At 65.6% G+C, this 20,495-nt stretch carries 20 protein-coding genes; 14 read left to right on the forward strand and 6 right to left on the reverse strand.

The annotated features are described in order from the left end of the window. Positions 1-19 precede the first annotated feature (19 nt). From QOC76_RS20615 to QOC76_RS20625, 3 genes are read right to left on the reverse strand one after another with little or no spacing between them, the layout of a single operon-like run. Positions 20-844, reverse strand: a complete 825-nt coding sequence (locus tag QOC76_RS20615; RefSeq protein ID WP_526359819.1) for an ATP-binding cassette domain-containing protein — start codon at positions 842-844, stop codon at positions 20-22. A gap of 3 nt (positions 845-847) precedes the next feature. After that, positions 848-1,909, reverse strand: coding sequence for an ABC transporter permease (locus tag QOC76_RS20620; protein WP_526359821.1), 1,062 nt, complete (start codon positions 1,907-1,909; stop codon positions 848-850). A gap of 22 nt (positions 1,910-1,931) precedes the next feature. Then, positions 1,932-2,921, reverse strand: a complete 990-nt coding sequence (locus QOC76_RS20625; RefSeq protein ID WP_526359823.1) for a substrate-binding domain-containing protein — start codon at positions 2,919-2,921, stop codon at positions 1,932-1,934. A gap of 154 nt (positions 2,922-3,075) precedes the next feature. Here QOC76_RS20625 and QOC76_RS20630 point away from each other — a divergent pair, with 154 nt between their 5' ends. After that, positions 3,076-3,849 carry a TIM barrel protein gene (locus QOC76_RS20630; RefSeq protein WP_526359825.1) on the forward strand — a complete coding sequence of 258 codons (774 nt, stop codon included), beginning with the start codon at positions 3,076-3,078 and terminating at the stop codon, positions 3,847-3,849. A 10-nt stretch (positions 3,850-3,859) separates the two neighbouring features. On the opposite strand, the gene QOC76_RS20635 is transcribed toward QOC76_RS20630, so the two are convergent. Together QOC76_RS20635 and QOC76_RS20640 are read right to left on the reverse strand one after the other, a co-directional pair. Then, a complete protein-coding gene (locus QOC76_RS20635; RefSeq protein WP_526359876.1) occupies positions 3,860-5,296 on the reverse strand; it encodes a sugar porter family MFS transporter in 1,437 nt (478 codons plus the stop codon). Positions 5,297-5,301: 5 nt separating this feature from the next. Further along, on the reverse strand, positions 5,302-6,306 hold the full coding sequence (locus QOC76_RS20640; protein WP_526359827.1) for a sugar phosphate isomerase/epimerase family protein: 1,005 nt from the start codon (positions 6,304-6,306) through the stop codon (positions 5,302-5,304). Between the two features lie 100 nt (positions 6,307-6,406). Between QOC76_RS20640 and QOC76_RS20645 the strand changes: the two genes are divergently transcribed. Next, positions 6,407-7,462, forward strand: coding sequence for a LacI family DNA-binding transcriptional regulator (locus QOC76_RS20645; RefSeq protein ID WP_526359829.1), 1,056 nt, complete (start codon positions 6,407-6,409; stop codon positions 7,460-7,462). Here the strand turns inward: QOC76_RS20645 and QOC76_RS20650 are convergent. Continuing rightward, positions 7,432-8,163 (reverse strand): GntR family transcriptional regulator, encoded by a 732-nt coding sequence (locus tag QOC76_RS20650; RefSeq protein ID WP_526359878.1) that lies wholly within the window; start codon positions 8,161-8,163, stop codon positions 7,432-7,434. The two genes, QOC76_RS20645 and QOC76_RS20650, sit on opposite strands and share 31 nt — an antisense overlap. A 152-nt stretch (positions 8,164-8,315) precedes the next feature. On the opposite strand from QOC76_RS20650, the gene iolC reads away from it, so the two are divergent. The 12 genes from iolC to QOC76_RS20710 all read left to right on the forward strand — a co-directional run bounded on the left by iolC (position 8,316) and on the right by QOC76_RS20710 (position 20,472). After that, positions 8,316-9,287 carry a 5-dehydro-2-deoxygluconokinase gene (gene iolC / locus QOC76_RS20655; protein ID WP_526359831.1) on the forward strand — a complete coding sequence of 324 codons (972 nt, stop codon included), beginning with the start codon at positions 8,316-8,318 and terminating at the stop codon, positions 9,285-9,287. Continuing rightward, positions 9,280-10,161: a Cgl0159 family (beta/alpha)8-fold protein gene (locus QOC76_RS20660; RefSeq protein WP_526359833.1), complete on the forward strand. Its 882-nt coding sequence runs from the start codon at positions 9,280-9,282 to the stop codon at positions 10,159-10,161. Before iolC ends, QOC76_RS20660 begins: the two co-directional genes overlap by 8 nt. Before the next feature lies 1 nt (position 10,162). Continuing rightward, the gene (gene iolB / locus QOC76_RS20665) at positions 10,163-11,059 is read left to right on the forward strand and encodes a 5-deoxy-glucuronate isomerase (protein ID WP_526359835.1); all 897 of its coding nucleotides are present in this window, start codon (positions 10,163-10,165) and stop codon (positions 11,057-11,059) included. A gap of 9 nt (positions 11,060-11,068) precedes the next feature. After that, complete coding sequence (gene iolD / locus QOC76_RS20670) at positions 11,069-13,033, forward strand: 3D-(3,5/4)-trihydroxycyclohexane-1,2-dione acylhydrolase (decyclizing) (RefSeq protein WP_526359837.1); 1,965 nt, start codon at positions 11,069-11,071, stop codon at positions 13,031-13,033. A 3-nt stretch (positions 13,034-13,036) separates the two neighbouring features. After that, positions 13,037-13,942: a sugar phosphate isomerase/epimerase family protein gene (locus QOC76_RS20675; RefSeq protein ID WP_526359839.1), complete on the forward strand. Its 906-nt coding sequence runs from the start codon at positions 13,037-13,039 to the stop codon at positions 13,940-13,942. Positions 13,943-13,960: 18 nt separating this feature from the next. Beyond that, positions 13,961-14,980 (forward strand): Gfo/Idh/MocA family protein, encoded by a 1,020-nt coding sequence (locus tag QOC76_RS20680; protein ID WP_526359841.1) that lies wholly within the window; start codon positions 13,961-13,963, stop codon positions 14,978-14,980. A gap of 2 nt (positions 14,981-14,982) precedes the next feature. After that, positions 14,983-15,858, forward strand: a complete 876-nt coding sequence (locus QOC76_RS20685; protein WP_526359843.1) for a sugar phosphate isomerase/epimerase family protein — start codon at positions 14,983-14,985, stop codon at positions 15,856-15,858. Positions 15,859-15,860: 2 nt separating this feature from the next. Continuing rightward, a complete protein-coding gene (locus tag QOC76_RS20690) occupies positions 15,861-17,366 on the forward strand; it encodes a CoA-acylating methylmalonate-semialdehyde dehydrogenase (RefSeq protein WP_526359845.1) in 1,506 nt (501 codons plus the stop codon). 91 nt (positions 17,367-17,457) lie between these two features. Next, entirely contained in the window at positions 17,458-17,928 is a 471-nt protein-coding gene (locus tag QOC76_RS20695; RefSeq protein WP_526359847.1) for a Gfo/Idh/MocA family protein, read from the forward strand. After that, positions 17,912-18,640, forward strand: coding sequence for a Gfo/Idh/MocA family protein (locus QOC76_RS20700; protein ID WP_526359849.1), 729 nt, complete (start codon positions 17,912-17,914; stop codon positions 18,638-18,640). The genes QOC76_RS20695 and QOC76_RS20700 overlap by 17 nt, the downstream gene beginning before the upstream one ends. A 1-nt stretch (position 18,641) precedes the next feature. After that, entirely contained in the window at positions 18,642-19,637 is a 996-nt protein-coding gene (locus QOC76_RS20705; protein WP_526359851.1) for a Gfo/Idh/MocA family protein, read from the forward strand. Beyond that, positions 19,630-20,472: a sugar phosphate isomerase/epimerase family protein gene (locus QOC76_RS20710; RefSeq protein WP_526359853.1), complete on the forward strand. Its 843-nt coding sequence runs from the start codon at positions 19,630-19,632 to the stop codon at positions 20,470-20,472. The genes QOC76_RS20705 and QOC76_RS20710 overlap by 8 nt, the downstream gene beginning before the upstream one ends. The last annotated feature ends 23 nt before the right edge of the window (positions 20,473-20,495 follow it).

Genomic DNA, 20,495 nt, shown 5'->3' on the forward strand with positions numbered 1-20,495 from the left:
GGCGGTTCTGTGTTTGGCGCTACCCCTTCGCGCTTCGCAGTTCGTGTGACAACGCCTCCAGCTCGTCGCCGCCTGCCATCTCCTGCGTCAGGTGCTCCAGGGTGATGTCGTCGTAGCTGCAGTCCAGCTTCTGCTGGCCACGGTTCAGCAGCACGAAGTGGTCGCCGACCATGTGCGCGTGATGCGGGTTGTGCGTGATGAACACGACGCCGAACCCGGCGTCCTTCGCCGCGGTGATGTACTTCAGCACCACGCCCGACTGCTTGACGCCGAGCGCCGCGGTGGGCTCGTCGAGAATCAGCACCCGCGCACCGAAGAACACAGCGCGGGCGATCGCGACACACTGCCGCTGGCCGCCGGACAGCGATCCGATCGGCACGTCGACGTCAGGCAGATCGATGCCCATCTTCGACAGCTCCGAAAGGGTGGTCGCCCGCATGGCATTGGCATCTAACGACCACGGGAACCGGCTCTGCCGGATCTCCTGGCCGAGGAAGAAGTTGCGCCATACCGGCATCAGCGGCACGACGGCCAGGTTCTGGTACACGGTGGCAATGCCCTTGCCCAGTGCGTCCTTCGGCGATGTGAACCTGGTCGGCTCGCCGTCGACGAGCAGTTCGCCGTCGGTCTGCGGATGGTAGCCCGCGATGATCTTGATCAGCGTGGACTTGCCTGCGCCGTTGTCGCCGAGAATGCCCGTGACCTCTCCTGCGTGCACACGCAGCGAAATCTCCTTGAGTGCGGTGATATTGCCGTAGCTCTTGCCGACGCTCTTCAGCTCGACTAGTGGCACCTTGCCACCTGATGGAGCCTCTTCCACGGCTTGGTCAACAGTTGCAGTCATGGGTCACCTCTTCGCGGCGTAGTTGCGGAATGCGTTGTTGGCGATCACCGCGAACAGCAGCATCACGCCCATGAAGAACTTGAACCAGTCGGGGTTCCACCCGGCGTACACGATGCCCTGCTGCACCATGCCGAAGATGAATGCACCGATTGCGGCACCGATCGCCGTGCCGTAGCCACCGGTGAGCAAGCAGCCACCGATGACGGCCGCGATGATGTAAATGAACTCGTTGCCGACACCCTGACCGGACTGCACGGTGTTGAACGCGAACAGAAGGTGCATGCCGGCGAACCAGGCGGCGAAGCCGACGAACATGAACAGCCCGATCTTCACCGCGGTGACCGGAACACCGACCGCGCGGGCACTTTCCTGGTCGCCGCCGACGGCGAAGATCCAGTTGCCGATGCGCGTCTTGAACAACACATACGTCGCGATTGCGGTGAGGATGAGCCACCAGAATACGGTGATCCGCACCTCGACACCGAAGATCGACCACGACGACGAGAACACCTTCTGCGCCGAAGCCCAGCCTTGCATGTCGTTCACGCTGGGCGTCGCGACCTGCCCCGAAATCAGTTTGGTGGCAGCGAGATTGATACCCGTCAGCATCAACAAGGTGCCCAGAGTGATCAGGAAGCTGGGGATCTTGGTCTTCATCACGAGGTAGCCGTTGAAGAAACCGACAGCCAGCGCGACGATGAGCGCCAACCCAGCGCCTGCCCAAAGATTCAGATGCAGGTTGTAGGCCAGCATCGACGCGGCGAGTGAACTCGTGGTCACCGCCACCCCCGACGACAGGTCGAACTCCCCACCGATCATCAGCAGCGCGACCGCGCAGGCCATGATCCCGATCGTCGAACTGGCATACAGCACCGTCGCCAGCGCCTCAGGCGACCGGAACGGCGGGGCGACAACGAGGAAGAAAATGAAGATCGCCACTGCACCGATCGCCGCGCCCATCTCGGGGCGAATGAGGAGACGCTGCAAACGGTTTCGTTCCTTGACTCGCTCGTCACGAATGATCTTGTGACTGGCGACGTCCAGGTCAGTTGCTTGTGTAGTCATGATTCGCTCTCTTCTGCACGGCTTAACGGGTTCCGGACTTGGCCAGTTCCGAGACCGAGTCGATGTTGGTCTCGTCGATGAACGACGGGCCCGTCAGGGTGGCCTGTCCGCCACCGATCAGATTCTTGTTGTTGAGGTACAGCCACAGTGAGTCGATGGCCAGATATCCCTGCAGGAAAGGCTGCTGGTCGACGGCCCACTTCACATCGCCCGCCTTGACCGCGTCGACCAGCGCGGCGTTGGTGTCGAAGGTAACCACCTGGGCGGAACTACCGGCGTTGCCCACCGATTGCACCGCAGCCAACGCGATCGGCGCGCCGAGTGCGACGACATGATCGACCGACTTGTCCTGCTGCAGCTTGGCGGTGATCGTCGACTCCACCGACGGCATGTCCTTGCTGTTGACGTTCAGGATCTGAGACTGTCCTTTGAAGCCCTCTTTCACACCGGCGCAACGCGATTCGAGCGCAACCTGGCCCTGCTCCTGGATGACGCAGATGACGTTCTTCGCGCCGTCCTTGTCCAGACGCTCGCCGGCGGCGACTCCTGCCAGTTTCTCGTCCTGCCCGAAGTACTCCTGAACGCCCATCGCCTTCCAATTGTCGAAGCCCGAATTGAAGGCGACGACAGGGATGTTCTTGGCCAGCGCGGCCTTGACTGCAGGCGCCATCGCGTCCGGCTTGGCCAAGGTCAAAGCGATCCCTTGGACGCCGCTGTCGATGGCGGACTGCACGAGGTTCGCCTGGTTCGGCGCCTCCGGGTCGTTGGAGTAGCGCAGCTCGATGTTGTCCTTGTCGGCTGCGGCCTGGGCACCCTTGCGGATCAGGTCCCAGAAGGAGTCGCCCGGCACCTCGTGGGTGATCATCGCGACCGTGGCTCGCGGAGTGTTGGCCTGGCCGGCGCCCATTCCCCCGCCGTTCTCCTGGGGCTTGCCTCCGGTGGACGAACACGACGCGACTCCGAATACCAGCACACTCGCCCCGGCGATTGCCGCGAGCCGACTGAACCTCATTGTTTCTCCTTGCCGTCGAGTGCTACGTAACACGCCTCACCGGTCGATGTAATACGGCTCACAGCAAAAAGTCAACACTTTGTTCGGACATTAGGACTGCATATCAAATGTTAGTGTTCATCGATCCAGGTCGAGACGAGATGGGTGACAAACAATGACTGACATTTCGCTGGCGGTCTGCTCGGAGATGGTGTTCACCGATATGCCGCTGGTCGACCGGGTCCGGCGCATCGACGAGCTCGGCTTCGAAGTCGAGATCTGGAGCTGGCATGACAAGGACCTCGACGCGCTGGCAGCGACCGGCGCGCGGTTCTCGTCGATGACCGGCTACACCCATGGCGACCTGATCGACCCCGCGACCGCCGACGAGGTCGTGCGTACCGCCAAGCTGAGCATCAAGGCCGCCGAAAAGCTTGGCGTTCCGCGGCTCAACCTGCACACCGCCGAACTCGTGAACGGCCATGCCGCACGGCCCCGTCACCGTGCCTGCGGCGAGATGTGGCTGACGGCTCAGCGCGCACTGGAACGGATCGGCAAACTCGGCGAGGCGGCCGGTGTCACCTTCTGCGTGGAGAACCTGAACACCATCGTCGACCATCCTGGCGTGCAACTCGCCAGGGCGAAGGACACTCTGGCTCTCGTTGAGGGCGTCGGGCATCCCAATGTGCGGATGATGCTCGACCTGTACCACGCGCAGATCGGCGAGGGCAATCTCATCGAGCTGGTCCGGCGCTGCGGGGACGCGATCGGCGAGGTACAGATCGCAGACGTGCCTGGCCGTTGCGAGCCCGGCACGGGTGAGATCAACTACCCTGCCATCGCGAAGGCATTGCGGGACATGAGGTTCGCCGGCACGGTCGGCATGGAGGCCTGGGCGTCCGCCGACAGTGAAGCCGCCCTGTTGGCGTTCAGGGCGGCTTTCACCTAGGTACAGAACCTCAGGCGGCAGCGCTCACCGCCAGCCCTTTGCCGTCCTGCGCCTCGAATCGCTCTTCCAGTTCCTCGAGTGTGGTGCCTTTCGTCTCCGGCACGTATCGACGCACGAACAGCCACGACCCGACGTTGATCGCGACGAACAGGAGGAAGGTGCCAGTCGAGCCGAGCGCCGAATTCAGCAGCGGGAAAAGGAACGAAATGATCGCGTTGGTGCACCACAGCACGAACACCGCAATACCCATCGCGAAGCCGCGGATGCTCAGCGGGAAGATCTCCGACAGCAGGAGCCACACGCACGTCCCGATGAACATCTGCACGAACGCGACGAAGAGCACCATACAGGCGAGAATCACATAGCTGCGCGTTGTCGACTCAGGCAGCAGGAAGGCCAGAGACAACGCTAACTGGGACAACGCAACCCCGGCGAAACCAATCGACAGCATGGTCCGCCTGCCGATGTAGCCAAGCAGGACGATGCCGATGATCGTCGTCACGACCGATGTCACGCCGACGGCGATCGTGGCGACCAGCGCCGCACTCACCCCGAGACCACTCTGCTCCAGGATCGTTGGAGCGTAGTAGTTGACGGTGTTGATCCCGGTGGCCTGCTGAACGATCGCCAGGCCGCAACCGATCAGCACCACGCGCCTGATCCAAGGCACGTCGCGAATCACGGTGAACGGGGTGCTCTTCGCCTTCAGCATGTGCTCGGTGTGATCGACGATCAACGCGAATTCGGCGTCCGCTTCCCCCGGCGAACGGCTCAGGCCGAGTACGGTGCGGGCCTCTGCCATCCGCCCCTTGAAGCCATACCAGCGCGGCGAATCGGGCAGTGCGAGCATACCGAGGAGAAGGGCAATCGCGGGAATCAGCGCAACCGCCAACATGATTCGCCACACGTGCGGATCCTGGATCAGGTGATCGAGCAGTGCGTTCATTGCGAAGGCCAGCATCTGGCCGGTGACGATCATCAGCTCGTTGATCGTGACCATCCGACCACGACGCTCGGCCGGTGCCATCTCGGCCAGGTATAACGGGCACGTCACTGCCGCCGCTCCCACGCCGAGCCCCAGGACGATGCGTGCCGTCACCATGATCGCCACGTTCGGCGCAAGCGCGCAGCCGAGCGCGCCGATCAGGAACAAGCCTGCACACACGAGCAGACTGCGCTTACGGCCGATCCGGTCGGCCACCCGGCCGCCGAACAGCGCCCCGAAGGCCGCCCCGGGGAACAGCAGCGAGCTGACCACGGTCGCCTCCCAGAACGAACTCAGCTGGAGGTCGTCCTTCATGTACAGCAGGGCGCCGGAGATGACCCCGGTGTCGTAGCCGAACAGCAGGCCGCCCAGGGTGGCGATCACGGTGAGTTTGGTGAGGAACCGCCCGGACGATACGCCCGTCGTCGAAGTCATCATGCCTTTGCTTTCTGGTTTTCGAATTCCGGTCAGGCCGGCTGGGCCAACAGTTGACTTGCAGCGCGCAGAGTTTCGGCGGCCACCTCGAGGCCTTCGAGTTGCCCGAGTTCGGTGTCCTCGTGCTCGATGTTGACCGCCATGCCGGGATCGACGCGGTTGAGCGCCGCGAGAAATTCCGACCAGAACTGGACGTCGTGGCCGCGGCCGACCGCAACGAAGTCCCAGCTCGATTCCTTCGGCCACCGGTTGACGGTGTGCCTGCCGCCTAAGGACGTCGGGTTGTCCTTGGCGGCCGTCCTGGTGAACCGGTCATCGAGCACGCCATATACGGCGCATGCCGGGTTGATGCGGGTGTCCTTGGCCGCGGCATGGAAGACGAGGTCGCCAAGGTAGTCGATCGCCGCGACAGGGTCGATGCCCTGCCAGAACAGGTGGCTGGGGTCCATCTCGGCGCCGACGTGCGTGGCACTGATCTTCTCGACGAGTCGCTGCAGCGTCGGTGGATTGAAGACCAGGTTCTGCGGGTGCATCTCGATGCAGACCTTGACGTCGTGGTCGCGGGCCAACGCGTCGATCTCCCGCCAGAACGGGACAGCGACGTCGTCCCACTGATAATCCAGCGAGTCGAGATAGCCGCTGTCCCAGGGGTTCACGTGCCATGCCGGCCATTGGCCGCCTGCATGCGCGGCGGGCAACCCGGACATGGTGACTACCCGGCGCACGCCCAGCTTGGCGGCGACACGGATGGCTCGACGTAAATCGTCGGCGTCTTCGGGACCCACTTCGGGGTCGGCGTGTAGCGGGTTTCCGTTGACGTTGAGGCCGGTCAACTTGACGTCGGTGGATTCGAAGACCGCGAGGTACTCCGCGGGCTCCATCCGGCCGTCGAGCAGAGCGTCGACAGGCAGATGCGGTGTCGGCAGGAAACCGCCGGCGTTGATCTCGGCCCCCCTAAGGCCGAGGGAGCGGATCGTGCGTAGGGCGGACGCCAGTGGTTGATCGTGCAGCACGGCGGTGTAGACGCCCAGTTCCATCGAAATCCGCCTCCATCTAAAGCGCGTTAGTAACGCGCGTTAGTGATACTATGAACCCGTCGTGCGGTTGTGTCAACCGTCACAGCCGAGGAGGACGAGGATGACCGTCACACCGGCCGAGCACGAGCGCTCGCGGCGCAGGCCCACGATGGCGGACGTCGCAGCACGGGCCGGCGTGTCGCGCACGCTGGTCTCATTCATCCTCGACGGCAAGCCGGGAGCGAGTGCGAAGACCAAGCAGCGGGTGCTTGCGGTCGCCGAAGAGATCGGCTATCAACCCGATTCAGCGGCGCGGCTGCTGGCCCGTGGCCGCAGCCGCACCCTTGGTGTTCTGATGGATGTCACCCAGCTGTTCGAGGCCGAGTTGGTCACCGGCATCTACCCCGCCGCTGAAGAACTCGGCTATGAGGTTCTGTTGTCGGCCAACCTGCCCGATCGTGGCGAGTCTGTTCCGATCGACGCCCTGCTCAGCCACCGCTGCGGCGGCCTGATCCTGCTCGGCCCCAGCTCGCAACTCGGCTATTTGTCGTCGCTCGCCGAAAAAGTCCCTGTGGTGGTGGTCGGACGTCGACTCACCGCCCACCCCGGGCTGGCCACCGTACGCACCGATGACGCGAAAGGCATCCGGCAGGCAGTGGACTACCTGGTCGGTCTGGGACACAGGGACATTCACCACGTGGACGGTGGCACCGATCCCGGATCGTCGGAGCGGCGTCAGGCCTACCAGGCGGCGATGCGCCGCCACGGGCTGTCCGATCGCGCGAGAGTGATCGCCGGCGCGCACAACGAGTCGGCCGGTGCAGACGCTGCGCGGTCGATGCTCGCCGAACCGGCATTACCGACAGCGGTACTGGCCGGCAATGACCGATGTGCTCTTGGCCTGCTCGACGTATTCACCAGGGCCGGCCTCGACGTGCCGGGCGACCTGTCGCTGATCGGTTTCGACGACAGTCATCTGTCCGACAATCCGCGAATCGACTTGACGACCGTGCACCAGGACGCCGCCGCGATGGCGCGCCATACAGTTCGGCTGGCGGTTGCCATGCTCGAGGGTGGGCCCGCCGACGATCACGACATAGTGCTCGAACCGACGCTGGTGATTCGCGGCACGACCGCGGAAGCGCATCAGCGGTCGACGAGTGTGGTGTCGAAGTAATAGCGCGATGCGCGATACACATGCGTGCCGAACTCGACGGCGGCACCGGAGTCGTCGAACGCCGTCCGCGCCATCGTCAGCAGCGGTGCGCCGGGCTTCTCGTCGAGCAGCTTGGCCTCCGCCCGGGTTGCTCCGCGAGCGCCGATGCGTTGCCGGGCCAGGCGGATGTGCACCCCGCGGGCGCGCAGCGACTGATACAGGCCGTTGCTCTCCAGCTCCTCGGCATCCGGGGCGATGCCGACCGGCAAATGGTTCGTCATCACCGCCAACGGCTCGCCGTTGGCGGAGCGCAAGCGGTGAATCGCCACGACTTCGCGGTCGTCCTTCAAGCTCAACTCGCGCGCGACCTCCTCGTCGGGCGGGCCGACGCGATAGTCGAGCAGCTTCGTGGTCGGTTCCTGGCCGGCCCGCGTCAGGTCGTCGAACAGGCTCGTTAACTCGACCCGGCGATGCACCGAGCTCTGCACGACCTGAGTGCCGACGCCACGCTTGCGGACCAGCAGCCCTTTGTCGACGAGTTCCTGGATGGCCCGGCGCGTCGTCGGCCGCGACAGCGTCAGCCTTTTCGCCAGCGCCAGTTCGTTTTCGAACCGATCGCCCGGTGCGAGTTCACCGTCGCGGATGGCGGCCTCGATGGCTTGGGCGAGCTGATAGTAGAGAGGGACAGGACTTGACCTGTCGAGCTCCACCGCCAAGGGCACGTTGTCTCCGATCTCGGGTCCGACCAGATCACGGTAGCCGAATACTAACACCGTATGATCAAAAGTCAGAATGTCAGGACAAACTATTGACATGCCGGAGTGTCGCAGTGCACAGTCATACGCAAGCCACCACCAACCGCCGGAGAGCGATCTTGACTAGCACGCAACCTTTCGACGTACTCGCCATCGGGCGCAGCGGCGTCGACATCTATCCCCTTCAGATCGGTGTCGGACTCGAGCACGTCGAATCGTTCGGCAAGTTCCTCGGGGGCAGCGCCGCCAACGTCGCCGTGGCGGCCGCCCGGCTCGGCAACCGCGCCGCGCTGATCTCCGGCGTCGGCGACGACCCGTTCGGCACGTTCGTCCGCAACGAGCTGGCCGACCTCGGCGTCGACAACCGATACGTGGCAACCCACGACGAGTACCCGACGCCGGTGACGTTCTGCGAGATCTTTCCGCCGGACAACTTCCCGCTCTACTTCTACCGTCAGCCAAGTGCGCCCGACCTCCAAATCACCCCCGACGAGCTGGACCTCGACGCCGTGCGCTCTGCCAGGCTCTACTGGTCGACGGTCACCGGCCTTTCCGAAGAGCCGAGCCGCAGCGCGCACTTCGCCGCATGGCAGGCCCGTCAACGCGCCTCGTTGACAGTCCTCGACCTCGACTACCGGCCGATGTTCTGGGAGTCGCCCGCAGCCGCGACCAAGCAGGTGCAGCAGGCGCTACGGCATGTGACGGTCGCCGTCGGTAACCGTGAGGAGTGTGAGATCGCGGTTGGCGAGAGCAATCCGCACCGGGCCGCCGACGCTCTGCTCGACCTGGGTGTCGAGCTGGCCATCGTCAAGCAGGGCCCGCGCGGCGTGCTGGGCAAGACGAAGCGCTCACACGTCAGCGTGCCGCCCAACGACGTCGACGTCGTCAATGGGCTCGGCGCCGGAGATGCCTTCGGCGGCAGCCTGTGTCACGGCCTGCTGCACGGCTGGCCGCTGGAGAAGACGTTGCGGTATGCCAACGCCGCGGGCGCGATCGTCGCATCGCGGCTCGAATGCTCGACGGCGATGCCGACGGCCGCTGAGGTCGCCGAGCTCGCCGACCAGACCGCGGTGGAGGCCGTCAATGTCTAACGCCGTATGCAAGGACTACGCCGAGATCACCGACGTGCGCGCGTCGGATCCGCAGGCCGTCGAGCGCGCGTGGCAGGCGCGCACCATCCGACCCGCCGTCCGCGGCAATGGCCGGCTGATGATCGTCGCCGCCGACCATCCTGCACGCGGCGCCCTCAGCGTCGGCTCGCGGCCGACGGCGATGAACAGCCGCACCGACCTGCTCGACCGGCTGCGTGCGGCCCTTGCCGACCCCGGCGTCGACGGTGTCCTCGCAACCTCCGACATCCTCGACGACCTGCTGCTGCTCGGCGCACTCGAGGACAAGGTGGTGTTCTCATCGATGAACCGCGGCGGCCTGGCAGGCGCGCAGTTCGAGCTCGACGACCGGATGACCGCGGCCACCGCCGCAGCCACCGCGGCAGCGCGGATGAACGGCGGAAAGATGTTGTGCCGCATCGATCTAGGTGACCCCGGCACGGTATCGACGCTGGAGGCATGCGCACGGGCCGTCGACGAACTGGCGTCCCACGGCCTTATCGCGATGGTCGAGCCGTTCATGTCGTCGCGGGTGAACGGCAAGGTGCGCAACGACCTGAGTCCCGACGCGGTGATCAAGTCGGTGCACATCGCCCAAGGCCTCGGTTCGACGTCGGCGTACACCTGGATGAAACTTCCCGTCGTGGACGAGATGGACCGCGTCATGGAGTCCACGACACTACCCACGCTGTTGCTCGGCGGTGACCCGGCCGATCCGGACGAGGCGTTCGCCAGCTGGGAGAAGGCCCTCGCGCTGCCGTCGGTGCGCGGGCTCATCGTAGGGCGGACGCTGCTTTATCCCGCAGACGACGATGTCAGCTCGGCGGTCTCGGCCGCCGTCTCGATGGTGAGGTGAAATGCGCAGTCCAAATCTTGCTCCTCGCGTGCGCAGCCAGTACTACGTTCCCGCCAACAGCGCGACCCTCCCCTACACCGTCGACGTCACACCGGAATCCGCCGGCTGGTCCGAGGCCGGCCTGCGGGTGGTGGAGCTGCAGCCTCAGCAGGCGCTGACGTTGGACACGAACGGCATTGAGGTGATGATCCTGCCGCTGGCGGGTGGCGGCAGCGTCGAATGCGGAGACGAGTTGTTCCAATTGGCCCCGCGGGCCACGGTTTTCGCCGGCCCCGCCGATATGACCTACATCGGCACCAACCAGAGCTACACGCTGCGCGGCGAGGGTAGGATCGCGATCTGCGCCGCCAGGGCCAAGCGTCAGCTCCCCAACCGCAAAGTGGCCGCCGCCGACGTGCCGGTCGAGCTGCGCGGTACCGGCAACTGCAGCAGGCAGGTGCACAACTTCGGCACCGCAGGCGTCTTCGAGGCGGACTCGCTGATCGCCTGCGAGGTGATCACCCCCGGCGGCAACTGGTCCAGCTATCCCGCTCACAAGCACGACGAAGAGTCGCCGGTCGAGTCGGCTCTCGAGGAGATCTACTACTTCGAGATTGCCTCCGGCCCAGATGATTCGCGTGGTTTCGGTTATCACCGCGTGTACGGCACGCCGAGCAGGCCGATCGAAGTTCTCGAAGAGGTGCGCACCGGTGATGTCGTGCTGGTGCCGCACGGCTACCACGGCCCGTCGGTCGCAGCACCCGGCTACCACATGTACTACCTCAATGTGATGGCCGGCTCCGGCGAGGAACGGGCCTGGAAGATCGTCGATGACCCCGAGCACGCCTGGTTGCGCGACACCTGGGAGGACCAGGCCGTCGATCCCCGGCTGCCCCTGCATGCCAACCCTTCTGTATAGGAGTGTGACGTGGTCTCCAAAGCATCCGCGTTCAAGACACCGAACAACGAGCCGACGGTGCGGCTCACCGTGGCCCAGGCCGTCGTTCGCTTCCTGGCCAACCAGTACGTCGAGCGCGACGGCGAACGCAGCAAATTCTTCGCAGGCTGCTTCGGCATCTTCGGTCACGGCAACGTGGCAGGCATCGGTCAAGCGCTGCTGCAGGCCGAGGTCGAAGCCGAGCAGGCCGGGACCGAGCCGGGCCTTCGATATGTGTTGGGGCGCAACGAGCAAGCGATGGTGCACACCGCCGCGGCGTACGCCAGGCAGAAGGATCGCCTGCAGGCCTGGGCGGTGACCGCGAGCATCGGGCCGGGCTCCACGAACATGCTGACCGGCGCGGCGCTGGCCACCATCAACCGGCTGCCCGTTCTGCTGCTGCCGTCCGACACCTTCGCCACCCGGGTGAGCGCACCCGTGCTGCAAGACCTCGAGCAGCCGCACGACAACGAGATGACCGTCAACGACGCGTTCAAGCCGCTATCGCGGTTCTTCGACCGGGTGTGGCGGCCCGAGCAGCTGCCGTCGGCGCTGCTGGGTGCGATGCGGGTGCTCACCGACCCGGTCGAGACGGGCACAGCGACCATCGCGCTGCCCCAAGACGTGCAGGCCGAGGCGTTCGACTGGCCGGAAACGCTGTTCGCCGAACGCACTTGGCACGTGGCACGCCCGCTGCCGGAACGGTCGATGGTCGCGCAGGCAGCCGAGATCATCCGGTCGGCGGAACGCCCGCTCATCGTGGCAGGCGGCGGCGTCATCTACTCCGGCGCCAACGACGCGCTGACGGCGTTCGTCGAGCGGACCGGCATCCCGGTGTCGGAGACGCAGGCGGGCAAGGGATCACTGGCCTACGACCATCCGCAGTCGGTCGGCGCGGTCGGCGCGACCGGAACCACCGCAGCCAACGCACTGGCCGCCGACGCTGACGTCGTCATCGGACTCGGAACCCGCTACAGCGACTTCACCAGCGCGTCGCGCACCGCGTTCAACAATCCCGACGTCCGGTTCGTCAACATCAACGTCGCCTCGTTCGACGCCGTGAAGCAGGGTGGCCTATCGGTCGTCGCCGACGCCCGCGAGGCCATCGAGGCGCTCAACGACGCGCTGGGCGACTACTCGGTCAGCGACGATTACCGCACGCGGACAATCGAACTCGCCACGGAGTGGGATGACACCGTCACCGCGGCTTATCGCGTCGAGGACGACGGCAGCGCCCTGAACCAGAGCCAGGTCATCGGGCTTGCCAACACGCTGTCCGATCCGCGTGATGTCGTCGTGTGCGCGGCCGGATCCATGCCAGGCGACCTGCACAAGCTGTGGCGCACCCGCGACCGCAAGGGCTACCACGTCGAATACGGCTATTCCTGCATGGGCTACGAGGTCGCCGGCGGCATCGGGGTGCGGATGGCCAGCCCCGACCGCGATGTCTTCGTGATGGTCGGCGACGGCTCCTACCTGATGATGGCCACCGAGTTGGTGACCGCGGTCCAGGAAGGCGTCAAGGTCATCCTGGTGCTGGTGCAAAACCACGGCTTCGCCTCCATCGGCTCGCTGTCGGAGTCGTTGGGATCGCAGCGATTCGGCACCGACTACCGTTACCGCGACGAATCGGGCCGGCTGGCGGGCGACAAGCTCCCCGTTGACCTGGCTGCCAACGCGGCCAGCCTCGGCGCCGAGGTGATCAAGGTGACGACGGCATCGGAGTTCACCGACGCGGTCAAGGTGGCCAAGGCAGGAGAGCACACCACCGTGATCCACGTCGAAACCGACCCGCTGATCTACGCACCGGACAGCCAGTCCTGGTGGGATGTTCCCGTCAGCCAGACCTCGCAGCTGGACTCCACCCGGCAGGCTTACGAGACGTACGCCGAGTGGAAGAAGATTCAGCGTCCCCTATTCGGCCCAGTGAAGCCCTACGACACTGAAAAGGATTGATCGATGAGCACCATTCTCGTTGGCTCTGCGCCCGATTCGTGGGGCGTGTGGTTCCCCGAGGATCCGGGCCAGACGCCCTACACCCGATTCCTCGATGAGGTTGCGGCGTCGGGCTACAAGTGGATCGAACTCGGCCCGTTCGGTTACCTGCCGACCGACCCGAAGCAGCTCTCCGACGAGCTGGTTTCGCGCGGCCTCAGGCTGTCGGCGGGCACGGTCTTCGAGCATCTGCATCAGGACGATTCCTGGGATGCAGTCTGGAAGCAGATCGAGGACGTCGCCAAGCTGACGGCCGCCGTCGGCGGCAAGCACGTCGTCGTCATCCCCGAGATGTGGCGCGACCCGTCGTCCGGGGCCGTGCTGGAGGACCGGAACCTGACCGCCGATCAGTGGCGGAAGAAGACCGACGGCATGAACGAGCTCGGCAAGGCGATGTTCGAGAAGTACGGCGTGCGTGCGCAATACCACCCGCACGCCGACAGCCACGTCGACACCGAGGAGAACGTCTACCGTTTCCTCGACGGCACCGACGGCGAGTTCGTCAACCTCTGTCTCGACACCGGTCATATCAGCTACTGCGGTGGCGACAACATCGCGATCATCCAGCGCGCGCCGGAGCGGATCGGCTACCTGCACCTCAAGCAGGTCGACCCCGAGGTGCAGGCGAAGGTGATCGCCGAGGACCTGCCGTTCGGCGAGGCCGTCAAGCTGGGTGCGATGACCGAGCCGCCGCGTGGGATCCCCGACATGCCGCCGCTGTTGGCCGCCATCGACAAGCTCGGAGTCGACATGTTCGCGATCGTCGAACAGGACATGTATCCGTGCGAGGTCGATGCGCCCTTGCCGATCGCCAATCGCACGCGCCAATACCTCGGCTCGTGCGGTGTCCCGTCAGTCAAATTCGCCTGATAACAACAAGGAACGACAATGTCTGATCTCCGCATCGCCGTACTCGGCGTCGGTATGATGGGTGCCGATCACGTCGCCCGCATCACCAACCGAATCAGTAACGCCCGTGTCGTCGTGGTGAACGACTACCTGTCCGAGAAAGCCGAGCAGATCGCCGCATCGGTGCCCGGCGCCCGTGTGGTCAATGATCCGCTCGATGCCATCGCCGATCCCGATGTCGACGCCGTCGTGCTCGCCACGCCTGGTCCGACTCACGAGAAGCAACTGCTGGCCTGTCTCGAGCACGGCAAGCCAGTGCTGTGTGAGAAGCCGCTGACCACCGACGTGGAGACCTCGCTGGCCGTGGTGAAACGCGAAGCCGAACTCGGCAAGAAGCTGATCCAGGTCGGGTTCATGCGCCGGTTCGACCACGAGTACGCCCAGCTGAAGGCGCTCCTCGACGGCGGGGAATTCGGCCAGCCGCTGATTCTGCACTGCGTGCACCGCAACCCGGCCGTCCCTCATGGTTTCGACAGCGCCATGGTGGTACGGGACTCGCTGGTGCACGAGGTCGACGTCACCCGTTTCCTGTTCGACGAGGAGATCGCCTCCATCCAGATCATCAAGCCCGCGCCGAATCCCGTTGCACCACAGGGACTCGCTGACCCGCAGATCGCGATCATGCGGACCGAGTCCGGCAAGTACATCGACGTCGAGCTGTTCGTTACCACCGGCGTTGCCTACGAGGTGCGCACGGAGTTGGTGGCGGAAAAGGGCAGCGCCATGATCGGGCTCGACGTCGGTCTGGTGCGCAAAGCCGCACCGGGGAACTGGGGCGGCCGCATCACCCCCGGTTTCCGCGAGCGCTTCGGCCAGGCCTACGACACCGAGCTTCAGCGTTGGGTCGACGCGGTGCACGCTGGGGTGAACGTCGACGGGCCGGACGCGTGGGACGGTTACGCGGCGGCCGCGGTCTGCGAGGCGGGCGTCGAGTCGTTGCACAGCGGCAGGCCCGTCGAGGTCCAGATTGTCGATCCCGCGTCGATCAAGGGAGCATGAACATGAAGATCGCGCTCGATCCAACCCCGTTCCACCATGACTTCGATCTGCTCGACTTCCCGCGTCTGGTCGCCGATTTGGGGTATGAGTATCTGCAGCTGACGCCGCACCGGGACTTCATCCCGTTCTTCAACCACCCGCGCGCAGACGACGACCTCGTCACGCAGTTCCGCAAGGCATGCGCGGACGCCGGTGTGGGCATCGCGTCGGTGCTGCCGGTACAGCGCTGGTCCGGCCCCGACGAAGATGCGCGTGAGGCCGCGGTGCGCAACTGGAAGCGCGTCGTGCAGATCACCGTCGACCTCGGCGTGAATGTCATCAACACCGAGTTCTCCGGCCGCCCCGAGCGCGCCGAGGAATCCGAACGGGCGTTCTTCCGGTCGATGGAGGAGCTGGTGCCGATTTTCGAACGAGAAGGTATCGACGTCCGAATCGACCCGCACCCCGACGATTTCGTCGAGGACGGGCTGGAGGCGCTGCGGATCATCCGCGGCGTGAACTCCCCCAACATCGGGATGGTTTACGTCGCCTGCCACAGCTATCACATGGGCGGCAACATGGGCGAGATCATCCGCGCCGCAGGCAACAAGCTGCGGCTGGTGCACGTGGCCGACACCATGGATCACCGGCGCAGCCACGGCCTGCGCTACATCACCAACCCGCCGGGCAGCCCGGCGCGCGTGCACCAGCACCTCAAGATCGGTGACGGCGACGTCGACTGGGACGAGTTCTTCGGCGCCCTTGCCGACATCGACTTCTACGACCGGCCCGACACCGTCATGGTCTCCTCCGTCTTCGCCGAGGACGAGAACGCCAACGAGGTCTCCCGCTACCAACTGAACACCATGACCGAATACGTCTCGAAGTACGGAAAGTAACCATGAGCAACACGATTTCGCACTGGCTCGACAACAAGGCCTTCCCCGGCAACAGCGGCACCACGGCGCCCGTCACGAATCCGGCGACGGGTGAGGTCACCGGTCAGGTGGCCCTCGCCGGCGTCGAGGACGCCCGCGCGGTGATCGACGCCGCCGCCGCGGCGTTTCCCGCGTGGCGCGACACCTCGCTGGCCAAGAGGGTTCAAGTGCTATTCAAGTTCCGCGAGCTGCTCAACGAGCGCAAGGGTGAGCTGGCCGAGATCATCACCAGCGAGCACGGCAAGGTCGTCTCCGACGCGTTGGGTGAAGTCTCCCGCGGCCAGGAGGTCGTCGAATTCGCCTGCGGCATTCCGCATCTACTCAAGGGCGGGTTCACCGAGAACGCCTCGACCAAGGTCGACGTGTACTCGATCCGTCAGCCGCTGGGACCGGTCGGCATCATCAGCCCGTTCAACTTCCCGGCCATGGTGCCGATGTGGTTCTTCCCCATCGCCATCGCCACCGGCAACACCGTCGTGCTCAAGCCCTCGGAGAAGGACCCGAGCGCGTCGCTGTGGATGGCCGAGCTGTGGGCCGAAGCCGGTCTGCCGCCAGGGGTTTTCAACGTCCTGCAGGGCGACAAGACCGCCGTCGACGAACTGCTGACCAACAAGGCCATCAAGTCGGTGTCCTTCGTCGGCTCCACGCCGATCGCGCAGTACGTGTATTCCACCGGGACCGCCAACGGTAAGCGGGTGCAGGCCCTCGGCGGCGCCAAGAACCACGCCGTGATCCTGCCCGACGCCGACCTGGATCTGGCCGCCGACGCGATGGTCAACGCCGGCTTCGGTTCGGCAGGCGAACGCTGCATGGCGATCTCGGCGGCGGTGGCCGTCGGACCGATCGCCGACGACCTCGTCGCCAAGATCGCCGAACGCGCAGCCACCATCAAAACCGGTGACGGCACCCGTGACTCCGACATGGGCCCGTTGGTGACCAAGGCCCACCGCGACAAGGTCGCCTCCTACATCGACGCAGGTGAGGCCGACGGCGCGAAGATCGTCGTCGCCGGCCGCGGCGTCAGTAGCGAGGCAGGCGCCGAGCGCGACCCGGGCGGGTTCTGGCTGGGCCCGACGCTGATCGACCACGTCACCCCCGAGATGAGTGTCTACACCGACGAGATCTTCGGGCCGGTGCTGTCGGTGGTGCGCGTCGAGTCCTACGACGAGGCCATCGACCTGATCAACTCCAACCCATACGGCAACGGCACGGCGATCTTCACCAACGACGGTGGCGCCGCGCGGCGCTTCCAGCACGAGGTGGAGGTCGGGATGATCGGCATCAACGTGCCGATTCCGGTGCCGATGGCCTACTACAGCTTCGGCGGGTGGAAGGCCTCGCTATTCGGCGACACCCACGCCCACGGTATGGACGGTGTGCACTTCTTCACCCGCGGCAAGGCCATCACCAGCCGCTGGCTCGACCCGAGCCACGGCGGGCTCGAACTCGGCTTCCCCCAAAACAAGTAACCCCTGCACCGCGAGCGTGCGTGTCTGCGCCCCGACACGCCGTGATCTGGCATACATACGTGCACGCTCGCGCGGATCGAGGAGCACCGAAATGAGCGAAAAGGGTGACCTTCGACTGGCCGCGGGAATGGTGGGCGGTGGCGAGGGCGCCGATATCGGAAAGTCGCATCGGCACGCGATGCGACTCGACGGCCACTACGACCTGGTGGCCGGTGTCTTCGGGCGAGACCCGACAGCGTCGACGAGGATGGCCGAACGACTCGGCGTACCGCCTGACCGTGCGTACCGCGACTATGCCGAGATGGCGGAGGGCGAATCCGCGCGGACGGACGGCGTCGACGTCGTCACCGTCGCGACCCCGAACGACAGCCACTTCGCCATCGCGAGCGAATTTCTGCGCAGAGGCATCTCGGTCGTCTGCGAGAAGCCGCTGACGCAGGACTCCGCGTCGTCGGCCGAGCTGGTCGAGCTCGCGCGTCGTCCGGCGCATCCTCGCTGTCCCGCACTGCTATTCGGCCTACGCGATGGTCCGGCAGGCGGCCCGGATGGTTCGCGACGGTGATCTCGGCGCGATCCGGTTCGTGAACGTCGAGCACGCCTCGGGTTGGGCTTCGACGCCGCTGGAGCTCAACGGCCACAAGCAGGCGTCCTGGCGGACGAACCCCGAGGTCGGCGGCGAGGCAAGTGTGGTCGGTGACCTCGGCACGCATGCCCTCCACCTGCTGCGCTATATCACCGGCCTCGGCGCCACCCGCGTCTCGGCCGAACTGAGCACCCTGGTGCCGGGCCGCCGGGTTTTCGACAACGCCGCGATCCGGCTGTCGCTGTCCAACGGGGCGCCCGCGACGTTGTGGGCCAGCATGGCCGCGACGGGACACGAACACGGTCTGCGCATCCGCGTCTTCGGCGACCTGGCCAGCCTGGAGTGGCGGCACGCGGATCCACAGCACCTGCAAGTGCGCGACCAGCACGGCGGCACAACGACTCTCGCGCACGGCCAGAGCACACTTTCCGACGATGCCAAGCGGCTCACCCGTCCGGGGCTGGGGCATCCCGAGGGCTTCCTGGAGGCGTTCGCCAACTTCTACACCGACCTCGCCGAGCAGTTGCGCGCCAGGCGCGACGGCACGCCGTATGCCCACCGCGAGCTGTCCATCCCGACGGGCATCGACGGCTTGATCGGCGTGCAGTTCGTCGAGGCCGCCGCCGCATCGCACGCCGATGCGGGCACCTGGGTGGTGCCGGCCTTCGCTTCGTCGAATGCGGTGGTGTGAGGTGCACCGCTTTGCTCTGATCGGCGCAGGTTTCATCGGGGGCGTGCACGCGAGAAGCCTTGCAGCGCATCCGCAAGTGGACTTCGCTATGGTGTACAACGTCGACGCGGCGCGGGCAAGTGCGGTCGCCGAACAACACGGCGCGCGCGTCGCGACGCCCGACGAGGTCTTCGACCCGACCGCCGTCGATGCGGTCCTCATCGCGTCGTCGACCGACACACATGCCGACCATCTGCGGAGCGTGGCCGCGGCCAACATCGCTGTGCTGTGCGAGAAGCCGATCGACCTCGACTTCGCACGCGCCGCCGACGTGGTTCGGTACGTCAACGACCAAGGCATTCTCGCCATGGTGGACTTCAACCGCCGTTTCGACCGCGACTACGCCGAGCTTCGACGGGTCGTGGCGACGGGCGGCGTCGGCAGCGTCCACCTGATCCAAATGACCACGCGCGGGCCGTCGTTGCCGCCGCTCGACTACATCGCCGTCTCCGGCGGCCAGATGCGCGACCAGACGGTGCACTTCTTCGACCTGGCGCGGTGGATCGCCCAGGAGGAACCTGAAGCCGTATTTGCGACGGGTTCGGCGCTGACCGAGCCGAAGCTGAGTGACTACGGCGACGTCGACCTGTCGACGGTGGCGCTGCGCCTACCCAGCGGCGCGCTGGTCCAGATCGACAGTGCCCGTCAGATCGGCTATGGCTACGACGAACGGATCGAGGTGCTCGGCTCAACGGGCATGGTGGAGGCGCGCCGCCACCGGGCGGGCGCGGTGTCCCGCTACACCAAGGACCAGGTCATCGACGACGGCCTGCACAACAGTTGGTTCGAACGGGTTGCCGCGAGTTACCGCACCGCCCTTGACCATTTCGTCGACGCGCTCGAGGGACGGGGCGTGATCGGGCCCAACCTCGACGAGGCGCTGAAGGCCCAGGCGATCGCCGAGGCGGCGACGCTTTCGTTGACGACCGGTCAGATGGAACCGATCAAATATGGTTGACCTCGTCGCCACCGCGTGGACCAGCGCAGGCGCTACATCGCCGATGACCACACCGTCCACCAGCCCAGTCCCGGTCGCGGAACGCGTTGCGGCGGTGGCCGATGCGGGCTACTGCGGCCTCGGCTTGATCGCCGACGACCTGACCGTCGTTCGCGACACCATCGGCTATCCGGGGTTGAAAGACCTGATGACCGACTACGGCCTGACGCACATCGAGATCGAACTCATCGAGCGTTGGTGGATCCCACGCGGCGAACCGGGCCACACATACGACACGCGTGAGTTGCTGCTGGACGCAGCCGACGCGCTGTCGCCGGCATTCATCAAGATCGGCTCGGAGAACGGGCCGGCCATCGACGGACCACGCCAACTCGTGGCGCCGTTGCGCGACCTGGCAGATGAGGCGCAAGCGCACGGCACCCGGGTGGCCATCGAAACCATGCCGTTCTCGGCGATCACAACAGTGCCGATGGGCGTCGAAATCATCGAAGCCGCCAACCACCCCGCGGCCGGTTTGGTCATCGACGCATGGCACGTCTTCCGCGCGCCGACAGAGTTGACCGAACTGCACTCGATTCTGAAGCCGGAGCACATCTTCGGTGTCGAATTGAACGACGCGGCGCCCGAAGTCATCGGCACGCTGTTCGAGGACACCGTCGAGCGCCGCCTCCTGTGCGGCGAGGGCAGCTTCGACCTGCACGGCTTGGTCACTCTGCTGCGGGACAAGGGATTCGACGGCCCGTGGGGCGTGGAGATTTTGTCGTCGTCGTTCCGGCAGCTTCCAGTTGTACAGGCGGTGACGCTTGCCGCCGACTCCGCCCGAACAGTCCTGTAGTAGCCGCCGCCCCGCGAGCGCGC

This window comes from Mycobacterium sp., assembly GCF_032159565.1.
Taxonomy (GTDB): domain Bacteria; phylum Actinomycetota; class Actinomycetes; order Mycobacteriales; family Mycobacteriaceae; genus Mycobacterium.

Coding starts and splice junctions, on each gene's coding strand:
- QOC76_RS20640 (WP_526359827.1), bottom strand. CDS start 6,306: ATGGAACTGGGCGTCTACACCGCCGTGCTGCACGATCAACCACTGGCG.
- QOC76_RS20685 (WP_526359843.1), top strand. CDS start 14,983: ATGAAGATCGCGCTCGATCCAACCCCGTTCCACCATGACTTCGATCTG.
- QOC76_RS20690 (WP_526359845.1), top strand. CDS start 15,861: ATGAGCAACACGATTTCGCACTGGCTCGACAACAAGGCCTTCCCCGGC.
- QOC76_RS20660 (WP_526359833.1), top strand. CDS start 9,280: ATGTCTAACGCCGTATGCAAGGACTACGCCGAGATCACCGACGTGCGC.
- QOC76_RS20695 (WP_526359847.1), top strand. CDS start 17,458: ATGAGCGAAAAGGGTGACCTTCGACTGGCCGCGGGAATGGTGGGCGGT.
- QOC76_RS20680 (WP_526359841.1), top strand. CDS start 13,961: ATGTCTGATCTCCGCATCGCCGTACTCGGCGTCGGTATGATGGGTGCC.
- iolB (WP_526359835.1), top strand. CDS start 10,163: ATGCGCAGTCCAAATCTTGCTCCTCGCGTGCGCAGCCAGTACTACGTT.
- QOC76_RS20645 (WP_526359829.1), top strand. CDS start 6,407: ATGACCGTCACACCGGCCGAGCACGAGCGCTCGCGGCGCAGGCCCACG.
- QOC76_RS20700 (WP_526359849.1), top strand. CDS start 17,912: ATGGTTCGCGACGGTGATCTCGGCGCGATCCGGTTCGTGAACGTCGAG.
- QOC76_RS20630 (WP_526359825.1), top strand. CDS start 3,076: ATGACTGACATTTCGCTGGCGGTCTGCTCGGAGATGGTGTTCACCGAT.
- QOC76_RS20710 (WP_526359853.1), top strand. CDS start 19,630: ATGGTTGACCTCGTCGCCACCGCGTGGACCAGCGCAGGCGCTACATCG.
- QOC76_RS20620 (WP_526359821.1), bottom strand. CDS start 1,909: ATGACTACACAAGCAACTGACCTGGACGTCGCCAGTCACAAGATCATT.
- QOC76_RS20675 (WP_526359839.1), top strand. CDS start 13,037: ATGAGCACCATTCTCGTTGGCTCTGCGCCCGATTCGTGGGGCGTGTGG.
- QOC76_RS20615 (WP_526359819.1), bottom strand. CDS start 844: ATGACTGCAACTGTTGACCAAGCCGTGGAAGAGGCTCCATCAGGTGGC.
- QOC76_RS20625 (WP_526359823.1), bottom strand. CDS start 2,921: ATGAGGTTCAGTCGGCTCGCGGCAATCGCCGGGGCGAGTGTGCTGGTA.